We start from the raw sequence: 26,980 nt of genomic DNA, 5'->3' as shown, positions 1-26,980 counted from the left end.
TAAATCACCGTGGCGATTTGCCATGGGGATAGCCATTGTTTCTTTCTGTTTTCGATCTCTACAAAATTGGCATAGGTCCATCGAGTTCTCACACGATGGGCCCGATGACGGCCGGTGCGCGTTTTCTCGATGAGATACTGAATGGGGATTGGCCGCGACCGCGAGATGCGGCGGTTGCAGCGCTGGGCGCGAGCCTGCACGGTTCGCTGGCTTTCACGGGCATCGGGCACGGCACGGACCGTGCGGTTGTTCTCGGCCTCGCGGGGTTGACCCCGACAACGGCTGATCCTGACAAAACGGACGAAATCATCGACCGCATACAGCGCGAAAAGCGCGTAACGCCTGCGGGGCATCCGACATATCACTTCGATCCGGCCAAAGACCTTGTGCTGGATAAGAAAATCCCACTGCCGGGCCACGCAAACGGCATGCAGTTTTACGCCTATGACAGCGGCGGAAGGCTGCTGCTGAAACGGATCTACTATTCGATTGGCGGCGGCTTTGTTGTTTCCGACGAAGAATTGCAGCGCATGAAGGCGCGGGGACCGGAGAAGCCATCGAAGAAGGTGCCTTACCCCTTTGCATCCGCGAAGGAGATGCTTGCGATGGCCGCGCGCAGCGGCCTATCCATCGCGGAAATGAAGCGCGCTAACGAAGAGGTTTTTCTAACGCGCGAAGAACTCGACACCGGGTTGGACGCGATCTGGGGCGCGATGAAGGGCTGCATCGAGCGCGGACTGACCAAGGAAGGCATCATGCCTGGCGGGCTGAAAGTGCGCCGTCGCGCTCGCCAGCTTCATGACAAATTGCAAGATGATTGGCAGCGCAACAGGCCAAATCCGCTGCTGGCGAATGACTGGCTGTCGATCTACGCAATGGCAGTGAACGAAGAAAACGCAGCAGGTGGGCGCGTTGTGACTGCGCCCACCAACGGCGCGGCTGGTGTCGTTCCGGCGGTGCTGCGGTACTGGCTGCATTTCCATCCGGAAGCCGATCAGGGAAGCATTCGCGAATTTCTATTAGCGTCGGCGGCAATTGGCGGCATCATCAAAACAAACGCGTCGATTTCCGGTGCCGAAGTTGGCTGCCAGGGCGAGGTAGGCTCAGCTTCCGCCATGGCTGCTGCTGGACTGTGCGCGGTGATGGGCGGCACGCCAGAGCAGGTCGAAAATGCTGCTGAAATCGCGCTTGAGCATCATCTTGGCATGACGTGTGATCCTGTTGGCGGGCTGGTGCAGGTGCCATGCATCGAGCGCAATGCGCTTGGCGCCGTGAAGGCGGTCACCGCCGCCTCGCTGGCGATCAAAGGCGATGGCGTTCATTTCGTGCCGCTTGATGCGGCTATCGAAACCATGCGCCAAACCGGCATAGACATGAGCGAGAAGTACAAGGAAACCAGCCAAGGCGGCCTTGCGGTCAACGTGGTTGAGTGCTGACCCTGTGGAGAACCGCGCTTTCTGTTGACCTTCGCAGAGCGCGGATTAGGGTCGTCCCATGTCACTTAACCTTATAAAACTGTGCGTCGGCTGCGACAGCGTCGAAGATCTGGAAGAATGGATTGCCTTCCGGCTGAACGAGCGCCGGCGCGCGGGCGAACCTGCTGAGCAGTGGCACACGACGCGCATGGTGCCGACGCGCATTTCCGAACTTACGGACGAGGGGTCGCTCTATTGGGTGATAAAAGGCAATGTCCAGTGCAGGCAGCGCTTGCTCGAAATTCGGCCGTTTGTGGATAGCGAAGGCATATCCCGGTGCCATCTCGTGCTTGAGCCGATTGTGGCGCGGACAGTGTGGCAGCCGCGCCGTGCGTTTCAAGGGTGGCGATACCTGAAACAAGAAGACGCGCCTGCCGATCTCGGAAAGCGCGCCAAAGACGTGATGGAAATGCCGCCGAAGCTAAGGCAGGAACTCGCCGAGCTCGGTCTGCTCTAGAGCGTTTCAGCCAAAATTTATGCGAACCGCCAAGCGGCCTTCCGGCGAGCGAACGCGCAACCTGACGACGGCGCGCGGCTGACTGTTGCGCCAGGTGCGTGCGCCGTGGCTGAGCAGCAGCCCGACAAGATCCCTCGTCTTGAAACGGGGCGTCCCGCGCCGCGCGTCAGCCAGACGGCTGGCCGCATGGTACAGCGCTTGAACGCTGGCATCTTCCGAGCGCGGTGTGGAAAACCCCGCAGTGTCGCGATGGATGTCGAACTCAGTACTCATAACCCCATCTCCGTGAACGCTGTACTCTTACGCGTGTTCAATCCTGCTGAGTGGCGTAGCAGGCAATCTTCTTACGCTTGAGCGCGCCGCAAGCCTTCGATGCCTCAACCTGAGAAGCGAAGCCGCTGAAACGCGCGCGGTAATAGGTCGTGCCGTCTTTGCTGAATGGAACTGTGTATGCTGAAGCGTCAGCGAGGACGGCCGAGGCGTCCTGTGTGCGAGCAAGAACAGCCTTCGCCTCTTTGGCGCTTGGCGACGAAGCCACCTGAATCACCCACTTGCCATCGTTGACCGCAGCAACGGGGGTCGGCGTGGGCTCGGTGTCGCCCTGTGCCTGATCTTCTTCGGCATAGGCTTGCGCGCCGATTTGATCAGCAGATGCCTGGGTGGGCTGCGCGCCTTGGATCATCGAGGCGAGCTGATCGGTGTCGCGCTCATCGGCCATTGCCGGACGACCATCAGGAGTCGGAATATCTTTCTTCGGCAGCAACAGGCTGGCGAGCGTGCGCTTGGAAGTGTCGCCGTCGGCACGCGCCACCAGTGCGCCGCCGCCGCGACTGGAAGCCTTCGGCATGTTTGCAGCAATTAGTTGGGTCATACGGCTATCGCGGGAAGGCCCGGACTGGCCGCCCATCACCACTGCGACGATGCGGCGGTTGCCATCTTGAACCGACGAAACAAGGTTGAAACCGGAAGCGCGGGTGTATCCGGTCTTGATGCCATCCACGCCACGCACGCGGCCCAGCAACTTATTATGGTTCGCGATGCGCTGACGGCCATAAGCGAACGAGCGCACGGAGAAATAAGGATAATATTGCGGGAAGTGCTCGCGCAAGGCGATACCAAGCGTCGCCATATCGCGCGCGGTCGTGAACTGACCATCATCAGGCAAGCCGTTAGGATTACGGAAAATTGTACCGCGCATGCCAAGCGCACGCGCTTTCTGGGTCATCATGAGTGCAAAACGCTGCTGCGAACCGCCCAAAAGCTCTGCAAGCGCCATAGCCGCGTCGTTGGCCGAACGCGTGATGAGCGCGTAAATCGCCTGCTCGACGGTGATCGAATTGCCGGCCTTAACGCCAAGTTTTGTGGGCGGCTGCGCTGCTGCCTGCACCGAAAAGGGGACGGGCGTGTTCTTGTTGATGCGACCGCTCTTCATCGCCTCGAAGGTGAGATAGAGCGTCATCATCTTGGTGAGCGAGGCAGGATAGCGACGCGAATCAGCGTTTTCCGAATGGAGAACCTTGCCGGTTTTCGCGTCCACCACGATAGCCGCATATTTATTCGATGCGGCCCGCGCCTGAATGGTCGTCAGGAAAAGAGACGCCGAAACAATTGCGGAAACGATCAGCCAAAACGCGGCGGCAGCCCGCCAACTCGAACCTTGATGCACGCTGCACACCCTACACTCATTGAAATTTCAAACTTCGCCGCCAATACGCGCTGCGAAGTACCGTTCCAAACTAGGGCGACAGCGTTACCAATCCGTTTATGGTAAGCGCCGCGTTCACCATTTTGGTCGCTGTTAAAGTGTCTTTTATTCAAATTCTCGCGAGGACAATGCTGCCGCTGAATGGGATCAACCTTGACAGGCATGGTGCGCTGCACAATATTTGGTGCATCGCACAAGCTCGCATGAATCTTTATTTTGAAAGGCAGTTAGATGAGCAAGAATTTTGAAGATGTCGGCGCATTCAACAAGGAATTCTACGAAGGCGGATTGAAAGCCTTCGCAGCGTTTTCGACCGGTGCGCAAGCGATAGCCGTCGAAACATCGGACTATGCCAAGAAGGTAATGGAAGACGGTGTTTCTGCGTGGCAGAATCTCACTGCGGCAAAGTCTTTTGAGAAGGCGGTTGAAATTCAGTCGGCTTATTTCAAATCGAGCTATGAGGGCTTTGTAGCTGAAGCATCGAAGCTGAGCGGCCTTTATGCCGATCTCGCAAAAGATGCGTATCAGCCATTCGAGGCCGCGCTCGCCAAGACGAAATAACTCCCCATCAGGAGTATGACCAGGAGCCCGGCTATGCGACGCATGGCTGGGCTCTTTGCATTTTCACAACCACAGTAATTCATTCGGAAGGGGCTTCCTTCATATTGAGTGTAATGGCGAAGCTCTTACAATCAGGCTATGGTTACCTACATGACGGCTTGGGCGAGGATTCGGCGAAAGGGATGGTCGGGGTGAAAACCGGCGAGACTAGCATTGGTACTGATCTTATCCGCATGCAGGATAATGAGCGGCGCGGCGGCGGCGGAGCCGGGCGCGGCACGGCTGTCATCACGAAAACGAAGACGCGAACGCGAAAGCCAAGTCTTTATCGCGTGCTGATCCTGAATGACGATTACACGCCTATGGAGTTTGTGATCGTAGTGCTGGAGCGGTTCTTTCAAAAGGACCGCGAAAGCGCCACGCGCATTATGCTTCATGTTCACAACCACGGTGTGGGCGAATGTGGCGTCTACACTTTCGAGGTGGCCGAAACCAAGGTCGCGCAGGTCATGGATTTCGCCCGCCAGAACCAGCATCCGCTGCAATGCGTGATGGAAAAGAAGTGAGGTTCTGAATGCCCGCATTTTCACAGGGGCTTGAGAAGGCGCTGCATCAAGCGCTGACAATTGCCAACGAACGTCACCACGAATACGCAACACTCGAACACCTACTGCTCGCATTGATCGACGATCCTGATGCCGCGGCGGTTATGCGCGCGTGCAATGTCGATCTCGACGAGCTGCGCCAGACGGTGCTGAACTATATTGAGACGGAGCTGGACAATCTGGTTACCGGCTATGACGAGGACTCCAAGCCGACGGCAGGTTTCCAGCGTGTTATCCAGCGCGCGGTGATTCATGTGCAATCGTCGGGTCGGGAAGAAGTGTCTGGCGCAAACGTGCTGGTCGCGATCTTTGCCGAGCGTGAGAGCCACGCTGCATACTTCCTGCAAGAGCAGCAGATGACCCGCTACGACGCGGTGAACTACATCTCTCATGGAATCGCCAAGCGTCCCGGTTCGTCGGAGCGTCGTGCGCCGCGTGGCGTTGAAGACGATCAGCCAGAGCAGAACAACGAGGAAGAAAACGGCAAGGGCAAGAAGCAGCAGGATGCGCTGACGGCCTATTGCGTGAACCTCAATCAGAAGGCGCGTTCCGGCAAGATCGATCCGCTGATCGGTCGCGAATCGGAAATCAATCGTACGATCCAGGTGCTTTGCCGTCGTTCCAAGAACAACCCTCTTTATGTGGGCGATCCCGGTGTTGGCAAAACGGCCATCGCCGAGGGTTTGGCGAAGCGCATCGTGGAGCGAGACGTGCCGGAAGTGCTGATGGACGCGACGATCTTCGCGCTGGACATGGGCACACTGCTGGCAGGCACGCGCTATCGCGGCGACTTCGAAGAGCGGTTGAAGCAGGTCGTCAAGGAGCTTGAGGAATATCCGGGCGCGGTGCTGTTCATTGATGAGATCCACACCGTTATCGGCGCTGGTGCAACCTCCGGCGGCGCGATGGACGCTTCGAATCTGCTGAAACCGGCGCTGTCGTCAGGCGCGATTCGCTGCATCGGCTCGACCACCTACAAGGAGTTCCGGCAGTTCTTCGAGAAGGACCGCGCGCTGGTGCGGCGCTTCCAGAAGATCGACGTGAACGAGCCGACTATCGAGGACGCAATCGAAATCATGAAGGGGCTGAAGCCCTATTTCGAGGAGTTCCACAAGGTCAAGTACACAACCGAGGCAATCAAAGGTTCGGTGGAGCTTTCGGCCCGCTATATCAGCGACCGCAAGCTGCCGGACAAGGCGATCGACGTGATCGATGAAACCGGCGCGTCTCAGATGCTGCTGCCGGAAGGCAAGCGGAAGAAGACTATCGGCATCAAGGAAATCGAGGCAACGATTGCCACGATGGCCCGAATTCCGCCGAAGACCGTTTCTGCAGATGACGAGCAGGTGCTGGCCGGTCTGGAGACTGAACTGCGCCGCGTTGTGTATGGGCAGGATACGGCTATCACCGCGCTTGCCTCGTCCATCAAGCTCGCTCGCGCTGGCCTGCGTGAACCTGAAAAGCCGATTGGCTCCTATCTGTTCTCCGGCCCCACGGGCGTCGGCAAGACGGAAGTCGCCAAGCAGCTTGCAGCGTCATTGGGCGTGGAGCTTCTGCGCTTCGACATGTCGGAATACATGGAGCGTCACACTGTTTCGCGGTTGATTGGCGCGCCTCCCGGCTATGTTGGCTTCGACCAAGGTGGGCTGTTGACGGACGGCGTCGATCAGCATCCGCATTGCGTGCTGCTGCTCGACGAGGTTGAAAAGGCGCACCCAGATCTGTTCAACATTCTGTTGCAGGTAATGGACCACGGCAAGCTGACGGACCACAACGGCAAGTCTATCGACTTCCGCAATGTGATCCTGATCATGACCACGAACGCCGGCGCATCGGATATGGCAAAGGCTGCAATCGGCTTCGGCTCATCCAAGCGCGAAGGCGAAGACATGGAGGCGATCAACCGCCTGTTCTCGCCGGAATTCCGCAACCGTCTCGATGCAATCATTCCCTTCGGCTCACTGCCGGTTCCGGTAGTGCATCAGGTCGTGCAGAAGTTCGTCATGCAGCTTGAGGCCCAATTGTCCGAGCGCGGCGTGACCTTCGATCTGTCGAAGGAGGCAATCGAATGGCTGGCGGACAAGGGCTATGATGAGCGGATGGGCGCGCGGCCTCTGTCTCGCGTCATTCAGGAGCACATCAAGAAGCCGCTCGCGGAAGAGGTGCTTTTCGGCAAGCTCAAGAAGGGCGGCACGGTTCGCGTTACGGTCGAGAAGAAGGATACCGGCGAAACCGGCCTCAAGCTCGAAAGCATTGCGGACGAGATTCCGGTGAAGCCGAAAAAGGAAGAAGTGGAGCAACCTGCACCGCGCAAGAAAGCTGCACGCAAACCTGCTGCCAAGAAGGCTGCTCCCGCGCCAAAGGCGAAGGATAGTGGCGGCGGTTCGGGCGGCAAGCGCAGCCTTGTTCCGCAGCTTCCGCGTAAATCCTGATAGACTGAACTTTGCAAAAAAAGCCGCCGGTACACCCGGCGGCTTTTTCATTTTGAGCCACGCAAACCCCGCAGCACAATTAAAGCCGCGAACGGTATGGCTGGGTATATAAACCAAGGCTTATCAATGCCTGTGACCAGATTGATCGTGAAAAACATGGCAATCATGACGAGCGGTATGCGCGCCGTCGAGGAAGGGCCGAAATATCTGGCAATAAGCCCTGACCGTTTGCCCTGTTGCGGCGGGAGCGCTGGCTCCTGAAACTCGGCGCTCGCCAAGTCGCTGCCCGGAACGCGCACACGATAACCAGAAACCGGAGCCTCATGACCTTTAACCTGACGCGGAGCGGCAAAGTCGAAGGTGAAACTCAACTGCTTATGGGTGAGAGCATAAACCGTTTCTGAAACCATGATCCCGCCGGGCTCGGCTAAAGATTCCAGCCGCGCAGCCGCGTTCACGCCCTCACCGTAAATGTCGTCGCCATCCTGAATCACATCGCCCAGATTGATGCCGATGCGAAATTGCATCTGTCGTTCCTGGGAGAGGTCGGCATTCTGGGAGCCGATAGCTTCCTGAATTTCGACAGCACAGCGCACGGCCTCAACAACGGAGGCGAACTCCGCGATAATCGAATCACCCCATGTGTTGACCATTCGTCCATCGTGACTGGCGAAAAGCTCGGACATGACCGAACGATATCGGCGCAAACGCTCCAGCGTTCCTGCTTCGTCGATCTGCATCTGGCCGGCATAGCCGCGCGCATCTGCGCATAACACGGTCGTCAGTCTGCGCTTCACCACGGGTTTCTCCGTAGACAGGCCAGGAAACGTCGCGGAACTATGGGTGCTGATCGCATGCATCGCAATGGCTACTCCCGAAAGCCTGATAAGTCGGCCGGCAATTTGATGAATAAGAAGAAAGAACAATACGTGAACATATCGCATCAATCAAGGAATTTGATCCTATTTGTTTGAAGGGGGAGCAACCATACTGACTCATGACTGGCAGCGTGATATTCGGCTTTAAATGTCTGCAACTCTCCCGCACGAACAGGAACACAGCCGCCGCCATTGGTATTTGCGCGGTGTGCGAGCTACTTTTTCCATACCGGGATTGATCCTTTCCAGCGCCTTCGTTGGCTTTGCGGGTTTGGCGAAGGCGGCCGGGCTGACCCTGTGGCAAAGTGTATTTATGGTGGGCGTGGTCTGGGCGCTTCCCGCGAAGGTTGTTTTGATCGGAGCGATTCTTAGCGGTGCATCTTTGCCGGCGGCTGCGTTCGCGGTGGCGCTGTCCTCGATCCGACTGATGCCGATGGTGGTCGCGCTCGTTCCGGAAATGCGAACCGAGCGAACACCGCGATGGGTGCTTTACGCGCTGTCGCACTTCGTGGCTATCACCTCCTGGGTGCTGGCGATGGAGCAGCTGAGCAGTGTGCCGCGCGAGATGCGCACCACTTTTTATGCCGGACTTGGCGGTACGCTGGTGCTTGCGAACATGGTGTTGGTCGGCGTGATCTATGTTCTCGCCGATTCTTTTCCGCCGATGGTCATGGCAGGGCTTCTACTGCTGACGCCCATTTACTTTTTGACTTCGCTTTGGGGTTCAGCGCGGGAAGGCGCTGCCCATGTAGCTATGGGGTTGGGGATCGTTGGCGGGCCGCTGGTGCATTTCGTTGCGCCGAGCTTTGATTTGTTGATTACCGGATTTGTTTGCGGTTCGTTGGCGTTCCTCTGGCACAAGGCTGGGCGGGTAAAGATTTCCGCATGACATTTACTGCCCTGCAATATTGGTGGTGGCCCTATCTGTTCATCCTCGTCGCGGGGTGGCTCGCAACAGATGTCTGGCGTTATCTGGGCGTGTATTTCGGCGGGCGCGCGGCCGAAAACTCAGACGTAATCGTGTTCATACGCTGTGTAGCGACGGCACTTGTCGCGGCAGTTATCGGCAATCTGGTCGTGTTTCCGAGCGGCGCGCTGGCGGACACATCGTTAATATTGCGCATAGTTGCGATGGCGGCGGGCTTCGTCGCGTACCTGCTTGTTCAGCGTCGAATCGTGGTGGGCATCGCAGCAGCCGAGGTCGTGCTCTTTGCCGGGCTGCTATTGGGATAGGTTCAAGCGATCGCCTTGGCGATCTTTTCAGCATTGGCCGCCAAAACGGTGCTGTCTTCCATCGGGCCGCCTGGCGGATTGAGCGCAACACCTTCAAAGCGCGGAATAATGTGCATGTGCAGGTGAAACACGATCTGGCCGCCGGCGCTTTCGTTGAATTGCTGGACGGTCACGCCATCTGCATTGAACGCTTTGACTACGGCTTTTGCAATTTTCTGCGTGGTACGGGCGACAGTTGCGAGACTGTCGGGCTCAATGTCCAGAATGTTGCGGGCAGGGCGCTTTGGAATCACCAGACAATGACCGGGACCGCGCGGCATGATGTCCATGAAGGCAAACGTGTCTTCGTCCTCATAAATCTTGTGTGCGGGCATTTCGCCCCGCAAGATTTTTGCGAAAACATTGTTGGAATCATATTGTTTTGCAGTCATATCAGCCTCGCTACGCAGTGTTGATGACAGCTTTTTGTCGCCGTAGCCACTGCGTCAACCAATTTGGAAGCGATTTTATCATGAACTGGACTTATGTCTGGCTGATCGTTGCGATCGGCTTCGAGGTTGTCGGCACTTCGGCGCTTAAAGAAACAGCAGGTTTTACGCGGCTCGTTCCCACTATCGTGTCGCTGGTCGCCTACGGCTTCGCTTTCTACTTTCTTGCGCTAAGCTTGCGCGTTCTGCCGATGGGTGTGGTTTATGCGATCTGGTCCGGCGCGGGCATTGTGTTCATTTCCGCAATTGGCTGGATTGTATTTCGGCAGGTGCTGGATGCCCCGGCTTTGATCGGCATGGCGCTGATTATCGCTGGCGTCGCAGTTATCAACCTGTTCTCAAATTCCGTGGCGCACTAACCTCATTCGTCTTTGCGAAATGGGGTATGCTCGCTGTAGTACGCACTGACAGCCTCGGCTTCCTGCCGCTCGCGAATAAGATAGTCGGCAACCGCGCGCCGCAAACCGGGATGGCGGATGAAATGCGCGGAATGCATGGGCACCGGGACATAACCCCGCGACAGCTTGTGCTCACCCTGCGCACCCGCCTCGACGACCGCGAGTTTGCGCGAAATCGCGAAATCGATGGCTTGGTGGTAGCAGATCTCGAAATGCAGGAAGGGGTGGTCTTCGATGCAGCCCCAGTTGCGCCCATACAGACGGTCGGAGCCAATAAAATTGATCGCCCCGGCAATATAGCGCCCGTCGCGCTTCGCCATGACGAGCAGGATGTCATTCGCCATACGCTCGCCAATCAGAGCGAAGAAGCGGCGGTTGAGATAAGGGCGACCCCATTTGCGCCCGCCGGTGTCCATGTAAAAGCGGAAGAAACTGTCCCATGCCTCTTCTGTAATGTCTGTCCCGGTCAGCCATTCGACCGTGATGCCGGCAGATAGCGCCTCGCGACGTTCCTTTTTCAGCGCCTTGCGTTTGCGCGAAGAAAGGTCCGCGAGAAAATCGTCGTAGCTGCCGTAGCCGCGATTGAAGAAATGAAACTGCTGATCGACGCGCTCCAGAAAGCCAGCGCTCGTAAGCGCGGCAACGTCAGCCTCTTCCGCGAACGTGACATGGGCGGACGATACGCCAAGCCGATTGGTGGCACTGCGAAGACCGGAGGCAAGCGTGGCCTTGACGGACGCGCTGTCGGCGTCTTGCCGAACCAGCAATCGCGGCCCCGTTACGGGCGTGAACGGCACAGACGATTGCAGTTTGGGGTAATAATTGCCACCAGCGCGTTCCAGCGCATCAGCCCAACCGTGATCGAACACGTATTCGCCTTGGCTGTGAGGCTTCGCGTAACAGGGCACAGCGCCAACAAGCTTGCCATCTGCGCCCTCAAGACGCAGGTGGCAACCCTGCCAACCAGTCTTACTGACAGCGCAGGCAGACTCCTCAAGCGCGGTCAAAAAATCATATGAAATGAATGGGTTATAAGTGCCGGATGATTTATCTCGCGAGGTTCCGGCCAAGCCTTCCCATTCGGCGCGCGTGAAGGCGCCGATGCTGGAAGCCATTTGAAGGGAATACTCCCCGCCAGCCGCATCCTTGTCTTGCTTCAAATCATCCATGCAGCATTAGGTGGCATCGCCATACGGCGCTGACAAGGCGCTATGCCACGGCAATTTCGGGGTCGAATCCCTCAAAGGTAATCTGCCCATGATGCTGCGCACTGAACCGCATGGCTGCTTCGTCGCGCACGGTCCACGTTATGAGCGGCATCTTCAGCCGTTTGCGGATATAGGTGACGAATGGGTTGGGCAGGTGCGCGAGGCAATACGACACGAAATCGATGCCATGACCAAGCATGGAGAAATGCGCCTCGAAGTCCTTATTGTCGGTGCCGAGAGCGGTGAGTCCCGCTGGGATGTCCGGCAGTTTCGGGAATTGGCGGATCAGCCAGTGATCGAACGACATGATGGCGACTTTGCCCTGGTAGTGCTCCAACTGCCGACCGACGGCCTCGACAAGGCCGTCATCGTAACCGGGAATGCCTTTCAACTCGATGATGAGCGGCACCTTGCCGTCGACCGTATCGAGAAGTTGGGAGAGGAGGGGCGGATGGTCTTTGGTGCCACCCACCCGCAGCGCCGTCATTTCGGCCGCTGTGCGCTGTGAAATAAAACCGTCTGTGCCCGTCAGCCTGCCCAACGCATTGTCGTGGAACACCACAACTTCATTATCGGCGGTGAGGTGAACGTCGCATTCAATCGCGAAGTTCTTCTTGGCCGCGCGCTTGAATGCGGAAAGCGTATTTTCCCAGACCTCATGATTGAGATCGTGAAGACCGCGATGCGCGATAGGGCGCTCGGTAAGCCAGGCAAGATCGGTTTTGGACATGGCGCGCTACGCTACTTCTACGATTGCTTCAATTTCGACCGACGCGTTGAGGGGGAGCGAGGCGACGCCAACGGCCGAACGTGCGTGCTTGCCCTTGTCACCGAGCGCTTCCGCCAGAAAATCCGACGCGCCATTCGCAACAAGATGCTGTTCATTGAAGCTGGCATCCGACGCCACGAAAACCGTGATCTTGACCAGCTTGCCGATGCGGTCGAGGCTCCCAAGCGCCGCTTTGACCTGTGCAAGAATATTGATGGCGCAATATTTCGCCGCCTCCTTGCCGGCAGCCACATCCACATCACGCCCCAGCAAGCCACTCACCGCTAGCTTTCCATCTTTCAGGGGAAGCTGGCCTGCCGTGAGCAGAAGGTTGCCTGACTGCATGAATGGCACGTAGTTGGCGGCCGGGGCTGCTGCTGCTGGAATGGTGACGCCCATTTCGGCGAGGCGCTTTTCAATCTTATCGGTCATAATTCTTTCCTGTTCTATGTGCGGTTTGCACAATCCGGGGCGGAAACTGCTCTTTTTGCCTCGCTTACGCCACGACTTTTTTTAGGCTATGCCGGATCATTCACAGACTCGGGCGTTCGTGACCCGGAGTCTTTTGCCGGAGAACCTATGCGCCGAGCCGCTGCTTTTCTCATACTTGCCGCATCCGCCGCTCCCGCTGTGGCCGGGCCGCAACTCGTTCCGCATCGCGCAGTATATGATCTGGCGCTGGACAAGGCGAGCGACCGCTCCGGCATAACAGGTTTGGCCGGACGCATGGTCTACGAGTTCAATGGATCGCCTTGCGAGGGGTACACGGTGAACTTTCGCTTTGTAACCCAGATAGATACGCGCGATGTTAGCCGTATGACCGATCAGCAAACCACCACGTTCGAGGATGGTGAGGGCAAGAACTTCAGCTTTGTCACGAAATCCTATGTCGACAGCAGTTTGGACAAGGAATTGCGGGGGACGGCTACCAAAGAGCCAAACGGCCTGCATGTGAAGATCGAAAAGCCGGAAAAGGAATCGCTCGAACTGGCATCGACGCAGTTTCCAACGCAGCATCTGCTTGAATTGCTTGGCAAGGCAGACAAGGGCGAGAACTTCTTCGAGACAACGCTGTTCGACGGCTCCGAGGATGGCGATCGCGTCATGACCACGACCGTGGTGGTGGGCAAGAAGGCCGAACCCAAGGCGGACGACCCGGAAATCAAAGCTGATTTGAAACTGCTGGGCAAAGACAGCTTTTGGCCGGTCGATATTGCATATTTCGACATGCATGATGACGGCGGAGAAGAGCTGCCGGAATATCGAATCTCCTTCAAGCTGCATCCAAATGGCGTGACGCGCGACCTCGTGATGGACTATGGCGACTTTTCCATGAAGGGGAAGCTGGTCAATCTGGCGCTGCTGCCCGAACCTAAATCCTGCCCGCAAAAATAGGCGGGGTTGCAATATCGGTGCGCACCATCTATATGCCGCGCCATTCCACACACGGACTTTGGGTGTTCGACCGGGAGAAATCCGGCGGAGACCTCCGGTGGCGGTACAGGCAAAATCTCCGAAAGTAATCTCTTTCGTGCGGTTCGAGCCGAAGCTGTCAGACGTCCGTGGAGGCCAACCGGAAAGGAAAATAAAGCATGGCTCTGCCAGATTTCTCCATGCGTCAGCTGCTTGAAGCTGGCGTTCACTTCGGCCACCAGACGCATCGCTGGAACCCGAAAATGGCGTCGTACATCTACGGCGCACGCAACAACATTCACATCATCGACCTGTCGCAGACCGTTCCGCTTCTTCATAACGCGTTGAAGCAGGTTTCGGACGTTGTCGCCAAGGGCGGTCGCGTCCTGTTCGTCGGCACCAAGCGCCAGGCTTCGGACATCGTGGCCGATGCTGCCAGCCGTTCGGCCCAGTATTACGTCAACGCGCGTTGGCTGGGCGGCATGCTCACCAACTGGAAGACGATTTCCAACTCGATCCAGCGCCTGCGCAAGCTCGACGAAATTCTCGCCGGTGGCGATGCTTCGGGCTTCACCAAGAAGGAACGTCTGAACCTCGACCGTGAACGCGAGAAGCTGAACAAGGCTCTCGGCGGTATCAAGGAAATGGGTTCGACGCCGGACCTGATGTTCGTGATCGATACCAACAAGGAAGCGATTGCCATTCAGGAAGCCAAACGTCTCGGCATCCCGGTTGTCGCCGTGATCGACAGCAATTGCGATCCAGATCAGATCGATTTCCCAATTCCGGGCAACGACGACGCTGCCCGCGCGATCCAGCTGTATTGCGACCTCATCGCAAAGGCTGCGATTGACGGTATTGCACGCCAGCAGGGCGGTCTTGGTATCGACGTTGGCGCTTCCTCAGTGGCTCCGGTTGAGCCGACGTTGGAAGACGCACCCGCTGAGGACAAGCCGGAGGCGTAAGCCGCCGCATTGGCGAGGGCCGCGTCTGCGGCCCTTTGCTTTCATGAATTTGACGCTTGAAGGCGTTACGTGCAGCGCATCGTCGGTTTCCGGTGGTGCGCTCGCGCATTGCAAGACACGAAGAGGCAAAGATGAGCATTTCTGCTGCACAGGTTAAGGAACTGCGTGAACTCACCGGCGCAGGCATGATGGACTGCAAGGCCGCGCTGGCCGAGACGAATGGCGACATGGACGCCGCCGTAGATTGGCTGCGCAAGAAGGGTATCGCCAAGGCTGACAAGAAGGCTGGCCGTACCGCAGCAGAAGGCTTGATCGGAATCGATGCAGGCTTGCATGAAGCAGTCGTCGTGGAGGTCAATTCCGAGACCGACTTCGTTGCTCGCAACGAAGCTTTCCAGGATCTGGTGCGCAATGTTGCCAAGGTTGCGCTTGCCCATGGCGGCGACACGGCCAAGACGGCGGCCGCAAAGTATCCGCATTCCGACAAGTCGGTGACGGACACCATCAAGGACGCAGTCGGCACCATCGGCGAAAACATGAGCTTCCGCCGTGCAGCACGTCTCGGCGTGGAGCATGGTAGTGTTGCGACCTACATTCACAATGGCGTAGCCGACAATCTCGGCAAGCTCGGCGTGCTCGTGGCGATTGAAACGACGGGCAATGCGGCAGCGGCCAAGGCTTTTGCGCGTCAGGTCGCGATGCACGTTGCTGCAACCAACCCGCTTTCGCTGGACGTGGACGCGCTGGATCCAGCCGCTGTCGAGCGCGAAAAGGCGATCTTCTCGGATCAGGCTCGCGCATCCGGCAAGCCGGAGAATATCATCGAAAAGATGGTCGAAGGCCGTCTTCGCAAGTTCTACGAAGAAGTCGTTCTGCTAAAGCAGGCATTCGTGATGAACCCCGACCTGACCGTTGAAGCCGCGCTCAAGGCGGCGGAAAAGGAAATCGGTGCTCCGGCAAAGATCACCGGCTTTGTGCGCTTTGCTCTCGGCGAAGGCATCGAGAAGGAAGAAAGCGATTTCGCTGCTGAAGTCGCTGCTGCGGTCAAGAAGTAAGCAAACCACTTTTCATACGCATTTTACGACGGGCGCCGCGTGACATCGCGGCGCCCGTCGTGTATCCGGCAACCGGTTTCATCACCAAGCGGCACTTCCGGCGATTGCAGCAAGTGAGCAGTTCGAGGACACAATGACGGGCCAGCCCAAATATCGGCGAATTCTTCTCAAAGCCTCGGGTGAGGCGCTGATGGGCGACCAGCATTTCGGCATTGATGTTTCTGTTGTCGATCGCATCGCGTCCGACATTGCGGAAGCGCGCAAGCTCGGCGTCGAGGTTGGCGTCGTAATTGGTGGCGGCAACATCTTCCGCGGTGTTGCTGTCGCGTCCAAAGGCGGTGACCGCGTTACCGGCGACCACATGGGCATGTTGGCAACGGTCATCAATTCGCTCGCCCTGCGCACCTCGCTTATAAAGATCGGCGTCGATGCCGTAGTGCTCTCAGCCATCGCGATGCCGGAGCTTTGCGAAAGCTTTTCGCAACGACAGGCGACCGCCTATATGAATGCCGGGAAGGTTGTGATTTTTGCGGGCGGCACTGGCAACCCGTTCTTCACAACGGATTCCGCGGCCGCGCTGCGTGCCGCAGAGATTGGAGCGGATGCGCTGTTCAAAGGCACGCAGGTCGATGGCGTCTATTCGGCAGATCCCAAGAAGGACCCAACGGCGACGCGCTTCGAGCACATCACACATAAGGAAGTGATTAGCCGCGGGCTTGCGATCATGGATACTGCCGCGATTGCCCTTGCGCGTGAAAACCACATTCCGATAATCGTCTATTCAATTCATGAGCAGGGTGGTCTGGGTCAAATCCTGCGCGGTGGCGGTCGTTGCACGGTCGTTTCGGACGAATAGACAAAAATCCAGGCTGGGAGAAAAGCAATGAGTGGTGATTTCCAAGATCTTCAGCGCCGGATGGATGGTGCGATCAACGCGTTCAAGCACGATCTTGCATCGCTGCGCACAGGCCGCGCTTCCAGCAATCTGCTCGACGCGATTCAAGTTCCCGCTTATGGCTCAACCATGCCTATCAATCAGGTGGCCACGGTTTCCGTGCCTGAGGCGCGCATGTTGGCGGTTAATGTTTGGGACAAGTCGATGGTCGGCGCCGTCGACCGCGCGATTCGCGAGGCCAATCTTGGGTTCAATCCAATCGTCGACGGCAATAATCTGCGCATTCCTCTGCCGGAGCTGAACGAACAGCGCCGCAAGGAACTGGCCAAAATTGCGCATGGCTATGCGGAAAACGCGAAGGTTGCGGCTCGGCATGTTCGCCGCGACGGCATGGACTACCTGAAAAAAGCCGAGAAAGACGGTGACATCAGTGAAGATGACCATCGCCGCGAATCTGAAAAAGTTCAGAAACTTACCGATGATACGATCAACATGATCGACAGCTTGCTGAGCGGAAAAGAAGCCGAGATTTTGCAGGTCTAGGAGGCTTCCGCTGTTCGATGCAGAGGAAGACGCAAATATGGGGACGCCCGTTCACGTCGCGATAATCATGGATGGCAATGGCCGCTGGGCGAAGGCGCGCGGCCTGCCGCGAGCTGCCGGTCACCGCGCCGGTGTCGAGGCTTTGCGCGCAACCGTTCGCGCCGCGCCGGATCTGGGCGTCGAATGGCTCACGCTTTATGCTTTTTCCTCCGAAAACTGGTCGCGTCCGCAGTCCGAGGTAAGCGACCTCATGGGGTTGCTCAAACTCTTTATTCGTCGCGATCTGGCCGAACTGCACAAATCGGGGGTTCGCGTGCGCATCATCGGGGGTAGGGAGGGGCTGGCTCCGGATATTCTCGCCCTTCTGGCCGAGGCGGAATCGCTGACCGCGCTGAATACGAGTCTCAACCTGAATATCGCTTTCAATTATGGTGCCCGCGATGAGATTGTGCGCGCGGCCCAAAAGCTGGCCGAGGCTGCAAAGCGCGGCGAGATCGAGCCTTCCGATATTGATTCTGAACGTTTCGCGGCCCTGCTGGACACTGCCGGCATGCCTGATCCGGATCTGGTGATTCGCACGAGCGGCGAGATGCGCCTGTCAAACTTCCTGCTCTGGCAGAGCGCTTACAGTGAATTGCTGTTTCTCGCATGCTATTGGCCAGATTTCGGCGCCGCCGATTTTGAGGAGGCAATACGAATGTTTGGCGAGCGCGACCGAAGGTTTGGCGGGCGCAAGGCTGGAGCTGTCGCATCATGAGTGCCACCAGCGAACCGCGCCAACCTATGAGCAACCTTCAGCTTCGGATCATTTCCGCGGTGGTTCTCGCCGCGGTCGTGCTGCTGATGACCTGGCGTGGCGGGGGACCATTCCGGCTGCTGAGCGTGGTGATCGCGGTCGGGATGTTTGTCGAACTTTGTCGCATGTCTCGCAATGATTCCAACTGGTTCAATCAATCCGTAGCTGCTGTATTTTTCGCGGTCGCAATGCTCGCGCTGCTGTTCAACGTACAGGCATTGCTGGTTTTGCTTATGCTGGCCGCGGGCATTGTGGTCACGTTGCTATATTCCGTCCTCTCGAAAACAGATCGCTGGACCACTATTGCGCTTGCCTATGCCGGATTTTCGGGAGCGGCACTTGCCTATTTAAGAGCCGATGACGGACGGGGCCTTGCTGCGATTCTCTTCCTCTTTGCCGTTGTCTGGGCAACAGACATACTCGCTTATTTCGTGGGTCGCATCATTGGCGGGCCAAAGCTCGCCCCCTCCATTTCGCCCGGCAAAACGCAAAGCGGCGCGATTGGCGGCCTCATAGGCGGGGCACTCTCCGCGTTAATCCTGGTGTCGTGGTTGGATTTGGGGAATCCACTGCTCTACGTTGGCCTTGCGCTGGTGCTTTCGGCTTTGTCTCAGGTCGGCGATCTGTTCGAATCCTGGATCAAGCGGCAACACGGGGTGAAGGACTCCAGCCAAATCATACCCGGCCATGGTGGCGTGATGGACAGGGTCGACGGGCTCGTTATCGCTGCCATTGCACTATATGTCGCGGGCGTATTTGGCGGCGGATTGGATTTTCCCGCACATGGGATATTCGGTTAGCGCGCATCAGGCCCTGCTTTGTTCACGCCTAGTTGCGACGCGGGTTGTTTGCGCTGCCTTTTCTTTGGCGTCATCCTTGCGTATTGCATTGAAACAGCTAAGCGGCGGATTGGGTGGGTGAGTTCTTGACGACATTGTTCAGCACAGACGGGGTGCTATTGGGCACGCTCGTCCCATTCATATTCGTTCTTACCGTTGTCGTTTTCGTGCACGAGATGGGCCACTATCTTGTGGGCCGGTGGTGCGGAATCGGTGTCAAAGCTTTTTCAATTGGCTTTGGGCCCGAAATTATCGGCTTTAATGATCGTCGCGGAACGCGCTGGAAGCTCTCCGCAATTCCTCTCGGCGGTTACGTCAAATTCGTAGGCGATATGAACGCCACGAGCACGCCGGATGGCGAAGAACTCGAAAAACTGACGGAAAGTGAAAGGCGAGTAGCCTTTCACACGCAGCCGGTCTGGAAGCGCGCGCTCACGGTTTTTGCCGGGCCGATGTTCAATTTTCTGCTCACAATAGCTGTTTTTGCGGTGATGTTTTACGCCTATGGCCGCACCGTTAGCGAGCCGATGGTGGCAAGCATTCAGCCGGGTTCGGCTGCAGAGGAAGCCGGGTTTATGCCGGGCGACCGATTCGTTTCGGTTGATGGAACGTCGGTTACGACGTTTTCGGATGTGCGCCGACTGGTGTCGGGCAGGGCGGGCGACCCACTCGTTTTCGTCATGCATCGCGGCGACAAGGAAGTAAGCCTCGTCGCAACGCCGCGCGTGGTGGAGCAGGAAGACGCGCTGGGCAACAAGGTGAATGTCGGCGTCATAGGCGTCGTGAACGATGAAAAGTTAGGTCAACCGCGTGTCGAGCGCTATGGCGCGGTCGGTTCGGTTGTCGAAGCGGTGCGCGAAACCGGTACGATCATAGGTCAAACGGGTCAATTTTTGAAACGCTTCGTCATTGGCCGTGAGGATCGCTGCCAACTTGGCGGTCCCGTCAAGATCGCGAAAATTTCGGGGCAGGCGGCCAAACTTGGTTTCGAATGGCTGGTTCAATTAGTCGCGCTATTGTCCGTGGGCATTGGATTTCTCAATCTTTTGCCGATTCCCCCGCTGGATGGCGGGCATCTCGTTTTCTATGGAATCGAGGCGATATGGCGCAAACCTGTCTCCGAACGGGCGATGGAAGCCGTGTATCGCGCGGGATTCTTCCTCGTGCTGATGTTTATGGGATTCGTATTCTGGAACGACATTTTCGGCTGCTAGACCGAAAACTAGATCAAAATCGCTGAAAATTGACACAGTATTTACCATAGTGTCGAGTAAGGCGTGACGCGTTTGCCACGCTTCGGTGCTTAGTAAATTGAAATTAACCCGGAGCCTTGCGTGTAGGGAAAATCTCGTTATTACGGGATCGGGAATCCCAGAAAGTCCGGTCTTCTCGCCGTGGGGACTTCGAGAAAAAAGGTAGTAAGGCCCGATGAAGGCACGTACTCGTTATCTAAGCGCCGCGTCCGCGGTGGCGATGTCCGCCGCGATTGTGCTTCCTGGCGCAGTTGTCGTGGAGTTGGCAACAATCTCCGTGGCTCATGCTGCAGTCATCCGTAATATCGATGTTCGCGGAAGCGAAGACATTGATGCGGCTACTGTTCGCAACCAGATCGGCATTCAGCCGGGGCAAAACGTAAGCAGCGACGACATCGATGAAGCTGTGAAGCGTCTTTTTGCGACCGGGCTCTATTCCGATGTGAAGGTGAACGTCTCCGGCTCCACGCTTGTCGTTCAAGTCTCCGAGCACCAGATCGTCAATCAGGTGCTCTTCCAGGGCAACAAGAAGGTCAAGGACACGCAGCTTTCCAATTCGGTTCAGCTGAAGCCGCGCTCGGCTTTTTCCAGCGCGCAGATGGAATCAGACGCACAGACAATCAAGGACGCGTATTCGGCGATTGGCCGTGATGATGCGACTGTGCGCACTCAGGTCATCAATCTTGGCAATAATCGCGTAAATGTCGTTTTCGAAATCAATGAAGGTGGGCGCACGAAGATTGCTGCCGTAAACTTCAACGGCAACAACGCTTACAGCGACCGCCGCCTGGCGCAGGTCATATCGACCAAGGCTTCCGGCTATCTTTCCTTCCTCTTCCGCGACGATATTTATAGTGATGATCGCTTGCGCGCGGACGAGGAATCGCTGCGCCGTTTCTACTTCAATCGTGGATATGCGGACTTTCAGGTCATTTCGGCTACCGCCGACCTGAACGACGCGACCAACGAATACACGATCAATATCACGGTCGAAGAAGGCGAGCGTTATCGCTTCGGCAATATCAGCGTTGAAAGCAGCATCGCGGAAATCGACGCTAATTCGTTGAATTCCGTTGTCGAAACGCGTTCGGGCAGCTGGTACAGCGCTAAGGACGTTGAAGACACGATCATCGCTTTGACCGAAACAGTTGCTGGCCGCGGTTACGCATTTGCGCAGGTCACGCCGCGCGGTGATCGTAATTTCGAGAATCACACGATCGACGTGGTGTACACGATTGATCAGGGCACTCGCGCTTATGTCGAGCGTATCGAAATTCGCGGTAACGACCGTACGCGCGATTACGTTATTCGCCGCGAATTCGATATCAGCGAGGGCGATGCGTTCAATCAGGTCTTGATCCAGCGCGCGAAGCGTCGTCTCGAAAAGCTCGATTACTTCCAGAAGGTCGATATTTCGACGGCTCCAGGTTCACAGCCAGATCAAGTCGTGCTTGTTGTTGACGTTGTCGAGAAGTCGACTGGCGAATTTGCCATCGGTGCCGGTTATTCGACCGGTGGTGAAACGTCGGGTCCGACGGCTGAAGGCTCGATCACCGAGCGCAACTTCCTTGGTCGCGGTCAGTTCATTCGTCTGTCGGCGGGTGGCGGTGAGAATTCCAAGGACTTCATGTTCTCCTTCACGGAGCCGTATTTCCTCGGAAACCGCATTTCCGCTGGTTTCGACATATTCCGCAACACACGCCGTTACACCTATTATGAAAGTGCGCAGACTGGCGGAACGGTGCGCTTCGGCTTGCCGATCACGGAGTCGATCTCCACTCAGCTCGCCTATACGTATTCGCAGGAAGAATACAGCTATCGTGATACGTGTGATGCCAACGACGACGGCATTCCTGACGCAAATTGCGCGCCGAACCTTTCGCAGGCGGTAATTCAGGCAATCGAACTCAGCCAGGAATCGCCGTGGGTTAAGTCGGCCGTCAGTGGAACAATCGTTTACGACACCATTGACGATAAGAAGAACCCACGTGAAGGGCTTTATGGCACGTTCACCACTGAGTATGCCGGACTTGGCGGTGATGCTGATTATCTGAAGCTTACCGCGCGCGCTCTGGCGTATAAGACCCTCAGCGAAGAGATGGACATTGTTGGTCTTGTGTCGGTGGGCGGCGGTCACATCATAGCCAATGGCGATGACGGTCTGCGCATTTTCGACCAGTTCAAGAGCAGCAACCGCATTATTCGTGGTTTTGATTACAACGGCATCGGTCCTTATGACGCGAACGTTGATAATCCTGAAGAAAACCATCTTGGTGGTACGACCTACATCAATGCATCTGCGGAAGCGCAATTCCCACTTCCGATGGTGCCAGAAGCGCTCGGCCTGCGCGGCGCAGTGTTCGCTGATGCTGCAACGCTTTATGGCAGTGACATCAATGTTGCTGGTGTAAACGTTCAGGGTGACGACATGAAATGGCGCGCATCGGTTGGTGTCGGCTTGCTGTGGGCGTCGCCTTTCGGTCCGCTGCGGGTTGATTACGCAATTCCTGTCGTCAAGGAAGATTACGACCAAGTTCAGGAATTCAGCTTCGGCGTATCCACAAAGTTCTAAGGCACGGGCGCTTGTGCGCCCGTCAGAACCACAGGTTTGCATGACCACCGATTTTTTCGTTCCTTCGCGGCGCTTCACCGTGGGTGATGTGGCGCGATTGGTTGGCGCGTCACTTTCAGATGGCGTTGACGAGAGCGCCGAAATATCAGGTCTGGCAAAAGCTGAAGCCGGAGGCGTGGGCACACTGGTTTTTGTGGAAGGGCGCAAGCACGCTGCTCTTCTTAAAAAACTCTCCGCGACCGCGGTTATTTGCACACCGGATCTCGTCAGCGAAGTTTGTTCAGGCACCGTAGCAATCGCGCATCGTCGGCCTCAGTTGGCTTTCGCGCGGGTTGGGCGCGTGATGTTTCCGGCGTCGGCTATTCCCGGTCCGTTAACCGCTGAACGGGGCGTATCACCGCACGCCACGGTCGATCCTTCAGCTATGATTGAAGATGGGGCGATAGTCGAAGCCGGCGCGGTGATTGGGCCGAACGCTGCCATTGGCGCAGGCACTGTTGTTGCGCCGAATGCCGCGATCGGTCATGGCTGCAAGATCGGCAGAAACGGCTATGTCGGGCCGGGTGCGTCTGTTCAGTACGCGCTCATTGGCGACAGGGTCACAATTCACGGTGGAGCGCGCATCGGTCAGGATGGCTTTGGCTTTGTCTTTGGTGAAAAAGGCCCAGAGCGCATGCCGCAGCTCGGTCGCGTCATCATTCAGGATGATGTTGAGATTGGCGCAAATTCGACCGTTGATCGAGGAGCGCTTGACGATACGATCATTGGTGAAGCCACCAAGATCGACAATCTCGTTCAGGTCGCTCATAACGTGAAAATTGGGCGCGGTTGCGTTATTGCTGGCCACTGTGGTCTGTCGGGGTCCGTTACGTTAGGTGATTATGTAATGCTCGGGGGGCGTGTGGGCATTGCAGATCACGTAACCATCGGCTCGCGTGTGCAGATTGCAGCCGCCTCGGGTGTCATGGATAATATTCCGGACGACGCCCGTTGGGCAGGCGCGCCAGCCGTGCCGGTAAGAGATTTCTTCCGGCAGGTATCAGCCATCCGCAAGCTCGCGGGGCGCAAATCGGGAGATGCGCATGAGTGAATCCGGCTCCAAGCTTGAGGCGGTCGATATATTGAAGCTGTTGCGGCTTTTGCCGCACCGCTATCCGCTGCTTCTGGTAGATCGGATCGTGGAAATCGACGGCGATGATTCCGCGATAGGGATAAAGAACGTCACATTCAATGAGCCGCATTTCCAGGGCCATTTCCCTGATCATCCTGTCATGCCTGGCGTGCTCATCATTGAGGCTATGGCGCAAACGGCAGGCGCGATCTGTGTAAATTCAAGCGGGGCTGACAAGCCGACGCTGGTCTATTTCATGACCATTGATAATGCGAAGTTCCGTCGGCCGGTCGTGCCGGGCGATAGACTCGAAATCCATGTTCGCAAGACAAAAAAGCGTGGGAACATCTGGCGTTTTGCGTGTGAGGCGATGGTCGATGGCGCAAAAGCTGCAGAGGCGGAGATTTCCGCAATGATCTCGCCAAAGACGGAATAGCATATGCCAGAAGGCGCTACGATTCACCCAAGCTCCGTTGTGGAGCGGGGCGCTACAATCGGAAAGGGGTCGGTTATCGGTCCCTTTTGCCACATTGGGCCTTCGGTCGTCATTGGCGAAAACGTAAGGCTTTCCAGTCACGTATCGATTGCTGGTGCAACGACCCTCGGCGACAATTGTCGCGTGTATCCGCACGCAGCGCTCGGCGAGGAACCTCAAAATCTAGCGCATAAAGGTGGGGTCACGACGCTTACCATCGGTGCGGGAACGACCATTCGGGAAGCGGCGACGATCCATGCCGGATCTGATTCCAGTCGCGGCCATACGGCGGTTGGAAAAAACTGCTTTATAATGGCGTATTGCCATGTCGCGCATGATTGCATTGTTGGTGACAATGTCATTATGGCGAACGGCGCAACACTGGCCGGTCACTGCGAGATCGGCGACAATGTGACGATAGGTGGCCTGACCGCTGTCCTTCAGTTTGTGCGGGTGGGCAACAATGCGTTTCTCGCGGGCATGTCGGGCATTTCGGGCGATGTTATTCCTTTTGGCATGGCGCAAGGCAATCTTGCTGACCTTCGGGGATTGAACATTGTCGGCATGCGGCGATCGGGCATGAGCAAAGACGATATCCGTATGGTGCGCGAGGCGTATCTGACAATTTTTGACCAATCCCGCCCAATGGCCGACAATCTACAAATCGCGCGCGAAAAATTCGCGGCCTCTCCGCTTTCCATGCGAATCGTTGATTTCCTGAGTGTGCGTGGCAAACGATACTTCGTTACGCCGCCGGTTAAGGGTGGTGCTGTCGACGCACCTGAATCCGATGGCTAGCGCCGGCGCGGCGCAAAGTCCTGTTACCGCAATAATTGCGGGCGGCGGCCGCCTTCCAATCGAGCTCGCAAACGCGCTCGCCTCCCGCGGTTTGGGCGCCTATATCGTAATGATAGCAGGCGAGGTGGAAAATCCGGACGCATTTGCTGCTTTTCCGAACACTACAATTGAGCTTGAGGCCGCAGGTGGTCTGCTTTCCCACCTAAAATCTCGCGGGATAAGCCAGTTGGTTTTTGCCGGAACTGTCGCGCGCAGGCCCCGCTTTTTTTCGATTTGGCCAATAATGCCACTATTGGCGGTCTTACCGAAACTCGCGAAAGCATTGGGTCAGGGAGATGATGCGCTACTGCGCAGTTTGGTCGGCCACGTAGAGCAGCAGGGAATCAAGGTACTTGGCGCGCACGAAATTCTGCCGGACCTTCTCGTATCAGAAGGCGTTCATACCAAAAAGCGCCCAACCAAAAGCGATATGCGCGATATTCAGGCGGCGCTTGAAGCGGCGCAGGCAATTGGATCGCTGGATATCGGGCAGGCGGCTGTTGCAATTGGTGGCCGGGCAATTGCGCTGGAGGGTATCGAGGGCACCGATGGATTGCTGGAGCGCGTCGCCCAACTGCGTGGCCACGGACGATTGGCGGGTAAGCCAGGTGGCGTTCTGGTCAAGAGCGTAAAGCCCGGTCAGGAATGGCGTATAGATTTGCCAGGGATTGGCGTGCAAACCGTTGAGCGGGTTGCCGCAGCAAAACTCAACGGCGTGGCCGTTCTGGCTGACTCAACCCTCGCGCTTGGCTTCAAAGAGATGATTGAACGCGCCGATTCTTTAGGGGTTTTTGTTGTCGGGCTGCCTTCGGAGGCACAGCGTTGAGCCGCCCGTTGAAAATCGCGGTGATAGCCGGCGAGGAATCGGGAGAACTGCTGGCGGCCGATCTAATTCGCGCGCTTCAGTCGAACACGCAAAGAGAGATTAAACTCATCGGTGTTGGCGGCCACGAACTAAGTGGACTTGGCCTGAAATCGCTGTTTCCTTCCAGCGACATTGCGCTCATGGGGCTAAGTGCGATTGTAAAGGATCTGCCGCGCCTGATTTCGCGGATAGGATCAACTGCGCGCTACATTGCCGCCGAGCAACCGGATTGCTTGATAACTGTCGATAGTCCCGACTTTAATCTGCGAGTTGCTGCGAAGGTTCGGGCAAGTGCGCCAAAGATTCCAATTATCCACTATGTTTGCCCGAGCGTCTGGGCATGGCGACCGGGCAGGGCGCGCGCGATGCGCCCTTATGTCGACCACATTCTTTGCCTGCTACCGTTTGAACCTGAAGAATTGGTGCGGCTTGGTGGTCCGCCGGGCACGTTCGTCGGACATCGATTGTCGCATTATACCGGAATTCTCAAAGCCGCACGCAGACAGCGCGAAAAGTCTTCGCGTGATCCTGCCGAACCAGCCAAATTGTTGCTGCTGCCTGGTTCCCGGAAGGGAGAAGTGCGTGCATTGATCGAGCCTTTTCGCGAGATTGTAGAAATCTTGCACGCTAGAGGCCGAAAGCTGGAGATGGTTCTGCCCACGGTTTCAAATGTTGCAGCGTTGGTTCAGCAGGCGGTAAGCGCTTGGCCTGAAAAGCCAAAAATCTTGTTGGGGCAGGATGAGAAATGGGGCGCCTTTGGTGAGGCCGATGCCGCGCTTATCGCCTCCGGTACGGTGGCGCTGGAGCTTGCGCTGTCTGACGTCCCGATGATTTCGACGTACAAACTGGATCCTGTTGCGCGAGTGGCCCGCAAATGGATCACGGCTTGGTCCGCCTCATTGCCTAACCTGATCGCGGACCGTGTCGTGGTTCCTGAATATATCGATGAGATGTTGCGCCCCGCCTATGTGGCAAGACAGCTAGAATCGCTGATGGACGACACCGCCTTTCGGCAGTGGCAAAAGCAGGGATTCGATGAGGTTAGGCATCGAATGCAAACCGCACGGCCATCGGGTGAACTCGCCGCAGAAGTGGTGCTGCAATCAATCGCGAAATAAAGCAAAAGGGGCGCCGCGATAGTTGCAACGCCCC

General features: G+C 57.0%; 29 protein-coding genes. 22 read left to right on the top strand and 7 right to left on the bottom strand.

Going from position 1 to position 26,980, the window contains the following annotated elements; all coding sequences use genetic code 11:
* Positions 1-35 precede the first annotated feature (35 nt).
* Positions 36-1,436, top strand: coding sequence for an L-serine ammonia-lyase (locus DY251_RS11910; RefSeq protein ID WP_116624132.1), 1,401 nt, complete (start codon positions 36-38; stop codon positions 1,434-1,436).
* A gap of 58 nt (positions 1,437-1,494) precedes the next feature.
* Positions 1,495-1,932 (top strand): DUF1489 family protein, encoded by a 438-nt coding sequence (locus DY251_RS11905; RefSeq protein WP_116624131.1) that lies wholly within the window; start codon positions 1,495-1,497, stop codon positions 1,930-1,932.
* 6 nt (positions 1,933-1,938) lie between these two features.
* Here DY251_RS11905 and DY251_RS11900 read toward each other — a convergent pair whose 3' ends face one another.
* Complete coding sequence (locus DY251_RS11900) at positions 1,939-2,205, bottom strand: hypothetical protein (protein ID WP_116624130.1); 267 nt, start codon at positions 2,203-2,205, stop codon at positions 1,939-1,941.
* Positions 2,206-2,242: 37 nt separating this feature from the next.
* Entirely contained in the window at positions 2,243-3,541 is a 1,299-nt protein-coding gene (locus DY251_RS11895; RefSeq protein WP_425373297.1) for a serine hydrolase, read from the bottom strand.
* Between the two features lie 327 nt (positions 3,542-3,868).
* On the opposite strand from DY251_RS11895, the gene DY251_RS11885 reads away from it, so the two are divergent.
* The 3 genes from DY251_RS11885 to clpA all read left to right on the top strand — a co-directional run bounded on the left by DY251_RS11885 (position 3,869) and on the right by clpA (position 7,235).
* The gene (locus DY251_RS11885) at positions 3,869-4,198 is read left to right on the top strand and encodes a phasin family protein (RefSeq protein ID WP_116624128.1); all 330 of its coding nucleotides are present in this window, start codon (positions 3,869-3,871) and stop codon (positions 4,196-4,198) included.
* Positions 4,199-4,431: 233 nt separating this feature from the next.
* The gene (clpS, locus tag DY251_RS11880) at positions 4,432-4,764 is read left to right on the top strand and encodes an ATP-dependent Clp protease adapter ClpS (RefSeq protein WP_116624266.1); all 333 of its coding nucleotides are present in this window, start codon (positions 4,432-4,434) and stop codon (positions 4,762-4,764) included.
* Positions 4,765-4,772: 8 nt separating this feature from the next.
* Positions 4,773-7,235, top strand: a complete 2,463-nt coding sequence (clpA, locus tag DY251_RS11875; protein WP_116624127.1) for an ATP-dependent Clp protease ATP-binding subunit ClpA — start codon at positions 4,773-4,775, stop codon at positions 7,233-7,235.
* 47 nt (positions 7,236-7,282) lie between these two features.
* Here clpA and DY251_RS11870 read toward each other — a convergent pair whose 3' ends face one another.
* Positions 7,283-8,032: an adenylate/guanylate cyclase domain-containing protein gene (locus tag DY251_RS11870; RefSeq protein WP_245415940.1), complete on the bottom strand. Its 750-nt coding sequence runs from the start codon at positions 8,030-8,032 to the stop codon at positions 7,283-7,285.
* Positions 8,033-8,261: 229 nt separating this feature from the next.
* Between DY251_RS11870 and DY251_RS11865 the strand changes: the two genes are divergently transcribed.
* Entirely contained in the window at positions 8,262-9,002 is a 741-nt protein-coding gene (locus DY251_RS11865) for an AzlC family ABC transporter permease (protein WP_116624126.1), read from the top strand.
* Positions 8,999-9,346: an AzlD domain-containing protein gene (locus tag DY251_RS11860; RefSeq protein ID WP_116624125.1), complete on the top strand. Its 348-nt coding sequence runs from the start codon at positions 8,999-9,001 to the stop codon at positions 9,344-9,346. The genes DY251_RS11865 and DY251_RS11860 overlap by 4 nt, the downstream gene beginning before the upstream one ends.
* 2 nt (positions 9,347-9,348) lie before the next feature.
* On the opposite strand, the gene DY251_RS11855 is transcribed toward DY251_RS11860, so the two are convergent.
* Positions 9,349-9,777 (bottom strand): HIT family protein, encoded by a 429-nt coding sequence (locus tag DY251_RS11855; RefSeq protein WP_116624124.1) that lies wholly within the window; start codon positions 9,775-9,777, stop codon positions 9,349-9,351.
* 80 nt (positions 9,778-9,857) lie between these two features.
* On the opposite strand from DY251_RS11855, the gene DY251_RS11850 reads away from it, so the two are divergent.
* Positions 9,858-10,193, top strand: a complete 336-nt coding sequence (locus DY251_RS11850; protein WP_116624123.1) for a DMT family transporter — start codon at positions 9,858-9,860, stop codon at positions 10,191-10,193.
* A 2-nt stretch (positions 10,194-10,195) separates the two neighbouring features.
* Here the strand turns inward: DY251_RS11850 and DY251_RS11845 are convergent, their stop codons facing one another.
* From DY251_RS11845 to DY251_RS11835, 3 genes are all read right to left on the bottom strand, one after another.
* A complete protein-coding gene (locus DY251_RS11845; RefSeq protein WP_245415939.1) occupies positions 10,196-11,347 on the bottom strand; it encodes a GNAT family N-acetyltransferase in 1,152 nt (383 codons plus the stop codon).
* 94 nt (positions 11,348-11,441) lie between these two features.
* Positions 11,442-12,170: a glycerophosphodiester phosphodiesterase gene (locus DY251_RS11840; protein WP_116624121.1), complete on the bottom strand. Its 729-nt coding sequence runs from the start codon at positions 12,168-12,170 to the stop codon at positions 11,442-11,444.
* A 6-nt stretch (positions 12,171-12,176) separates the two neighbouring features.
* Positions 12,177-12,641, bottom strand: coding sequence for a RidA family protein (locus tag DY251_RS11835; RefSeq protein WP_116624120.1), 465 nt, complete (start codon positions 12,639-12,641; stop codon positions 12,177-12,179).
* A 147-nt stretch (positions 12,642-12,788) separates the two neighbouring features.
* On the opposite strand from DY251_RS11835, the gene DY251_RS11830 reads away from it, so the two are divergent.
* From DY251_RS11830 to lpxB, 14 genes are all read left to right on the top strand, one after another.
* Complete coding sequence (locus DY251_RS11830) at positions 12,789-13,604, top strand: cell envelope integrity EipB family protein (RefSeq protein WP_116624119.1); 816 nt, start codon at positions 12,789-12,791, stop codon at positions 13,602-13,604.
* Between the two features lie 197 nt (positions 13,605-13,801).
* Complete coding sequence (gene rpsB / locus DY251_RS11825) at positions 13,802-14,587, top strand: 30S ribosomal protein S2 (RefSeq protein ID WP_116624118.1); 786 nt, start codon at positions 13,802-13,804, stop codon at positions 14,585-14,587.
* 131 nt (positions 14,588-14,718) lie between these two features.
* The gene (gene tsf / locus DY251_RS11820; protein ID WP_116624264.1) at positions 14,719-15,642 is read left to right on the top strand and encodes a translation elongation factor Ts; all 924 of its coding nucleotides are present in this window, start codon (positions 14,719-14,721) and stop codon (positions 15,640-15,642) included.
* Between the two features lie 133 nt (positions 15,643-15,775).
* Positions 15,776-16,498: a UMP kinase gene (pyrH, locus tag DY251_RS11815; RefSeq protein WP_116624117.1), complete on the top strand. Its 723-nt coding sequence runs from the start codon at positions 15,776-15,778 to the stop codon at positions 16,496-16,498.
* 27 nt (positions 16,499-16,525) lie between these two features.
* Positions 16,526-17,080: a ribosome recycling factor gene (gene frr / locus DY251_RS11810; RefSeq protein ID WP_116624116.1), complete on the top strand. Its 555-nt coding sequence runs from the start codon at positions 16,526-16,528 to the stop codon at positions 17,078-17,080.
* Positions 17,081-17,090: 10 nt separating this feature from the next.
* Positions 17,091-17,837: an isoprenyl transferase gene (locus DY251_RS11805; protein WP_281004458.1), complete on the top strand. Its 747-nt coding sequence runs from the start codon at positions 17,091-17,093 to the stop codon at positions 17,835-17,837.
* Positions 17,838-17,863: 26 nt separating this feature from the next.
* The gene (locus DY251_RS11800; protein WP_116624263.1) at positions 17,864-18,676 is read left to right on the top strand and encodes a phosphatidate cytidylyltransferase; all 813 of its coding nucleotides are present in this window, start codon (positions 17,864-17,866) and stop codon (positions 18,674-18,676) included.
* A 113-nt stretch (positions 18,677-18,789) separates the two neighbouring features.
* Positions 18,790-19,929 (top strand): RIP metalloprotease RseP, encoded by a 1,140-nt coding sequence (gene rseP / locus DY251_RS11795; RefSeq protein WP_116624114.1) that lies wholly within the window; start codon positions 18,790-18,792, stop codon positions 19,927-19,929.
* Between the two features lie 214 nt (positions 19,930-20,143).
* The gene (gene bamA / locus DY251_RS11790; RefSeq protein ID WP_116624113.1) at positions 20,144-22,540 is read left to right on the top strand and encodes an outer membrane protein assembly factor BamA; all 2,397 of its coding nucleotides are present in this window, start codon (positions 20,144-20,146) and stop codon (positions 22,538-22,540) included.
* A 40-nt stretch (positions 22,541-22,580) separates the two neighbouring features.
* On the top strand, positions 22,581-23,630 hold the full coding sequence (lpxD, locus tag DY251_RS11785) for a UDP-3-O-(3-hydroxymyristoyl)glucosamine N-acyltransferase (protein WP_116624112.1): 1,050 nt from the start codon (positions 22,581-22,583) through the stop codon (positions 23,628-23,630).
* On the top strand, positions 23,623-24,087 hold the full coding sequence (fabZ, locus tag DY251_RS11780) for a 3-hydroxyacyl-ACP dehydratase FabZ (RefSeq protein ID WP_116624262.1): 465 nt from the start codon (positions 23,623-23,625) through the stop codon (positions 24,085-24,087). The genes lpxD and fabZ overlap by 8 nt, the downstream gene beginning before the upstream one ends.
* A 3-nt stretch (positions 24,088-24,090) precedes the next feature.
* A complete protein-coding gene (gene lpxA / locus DY251_RS11775) occupies positions 24,091-24,924 on the top strand; it encodes an acyl-ACP--UDP-N-acetylglucosamine O-acyltransferase (protein WP_116624111.1) in 834 nt (277 codons plus the stop codon).
* Positions 24,917-25,789: an LpxI family protein gene (locus DY251_RS11770; protein ID WP_116624110.1), complete on the top strand. Its 873-nt coding sequence runs from the start codon at positions 24,917-24,919 to the stop codon at positions 25,787-25,789. Before lpxA ends, DY251_RS11770 begins: the two co-directional genes overlap by 8 nt.
* Positions 25,786-26,946, top strand: a complete 1,161-nt coding sequence (gene lpxB / locus DY251_RS11765; RefSeq protein ID WP_116624109.1) for a lipid-A-disaccharide synthase — start codon at positions 25,786-25,788, stop codon at positions 26,944-26,946. The genes DY251_RS11770 and lpxB overlap by 4 nt, the downstream gene beginning before the upstream one ends.
* Positions 26,947-26,980 lie beyond the last annotated feature (34 nt).

It is taken from the genome of Mesorhizobium denitrificans (assembly GCF_003403035.1).
Lineage (GTDB): Bacteria > Pseudomonadota > Alphaproteobacteria > Rhizobiales > Rhizobiaceae > Mesorhizobium_G > Mesorhizobium_G denitrificans.
Note: the sequence above shows the minus strand (reverse complement) of the source record. Positions and strands in the feature narration are given on the sequence as shown.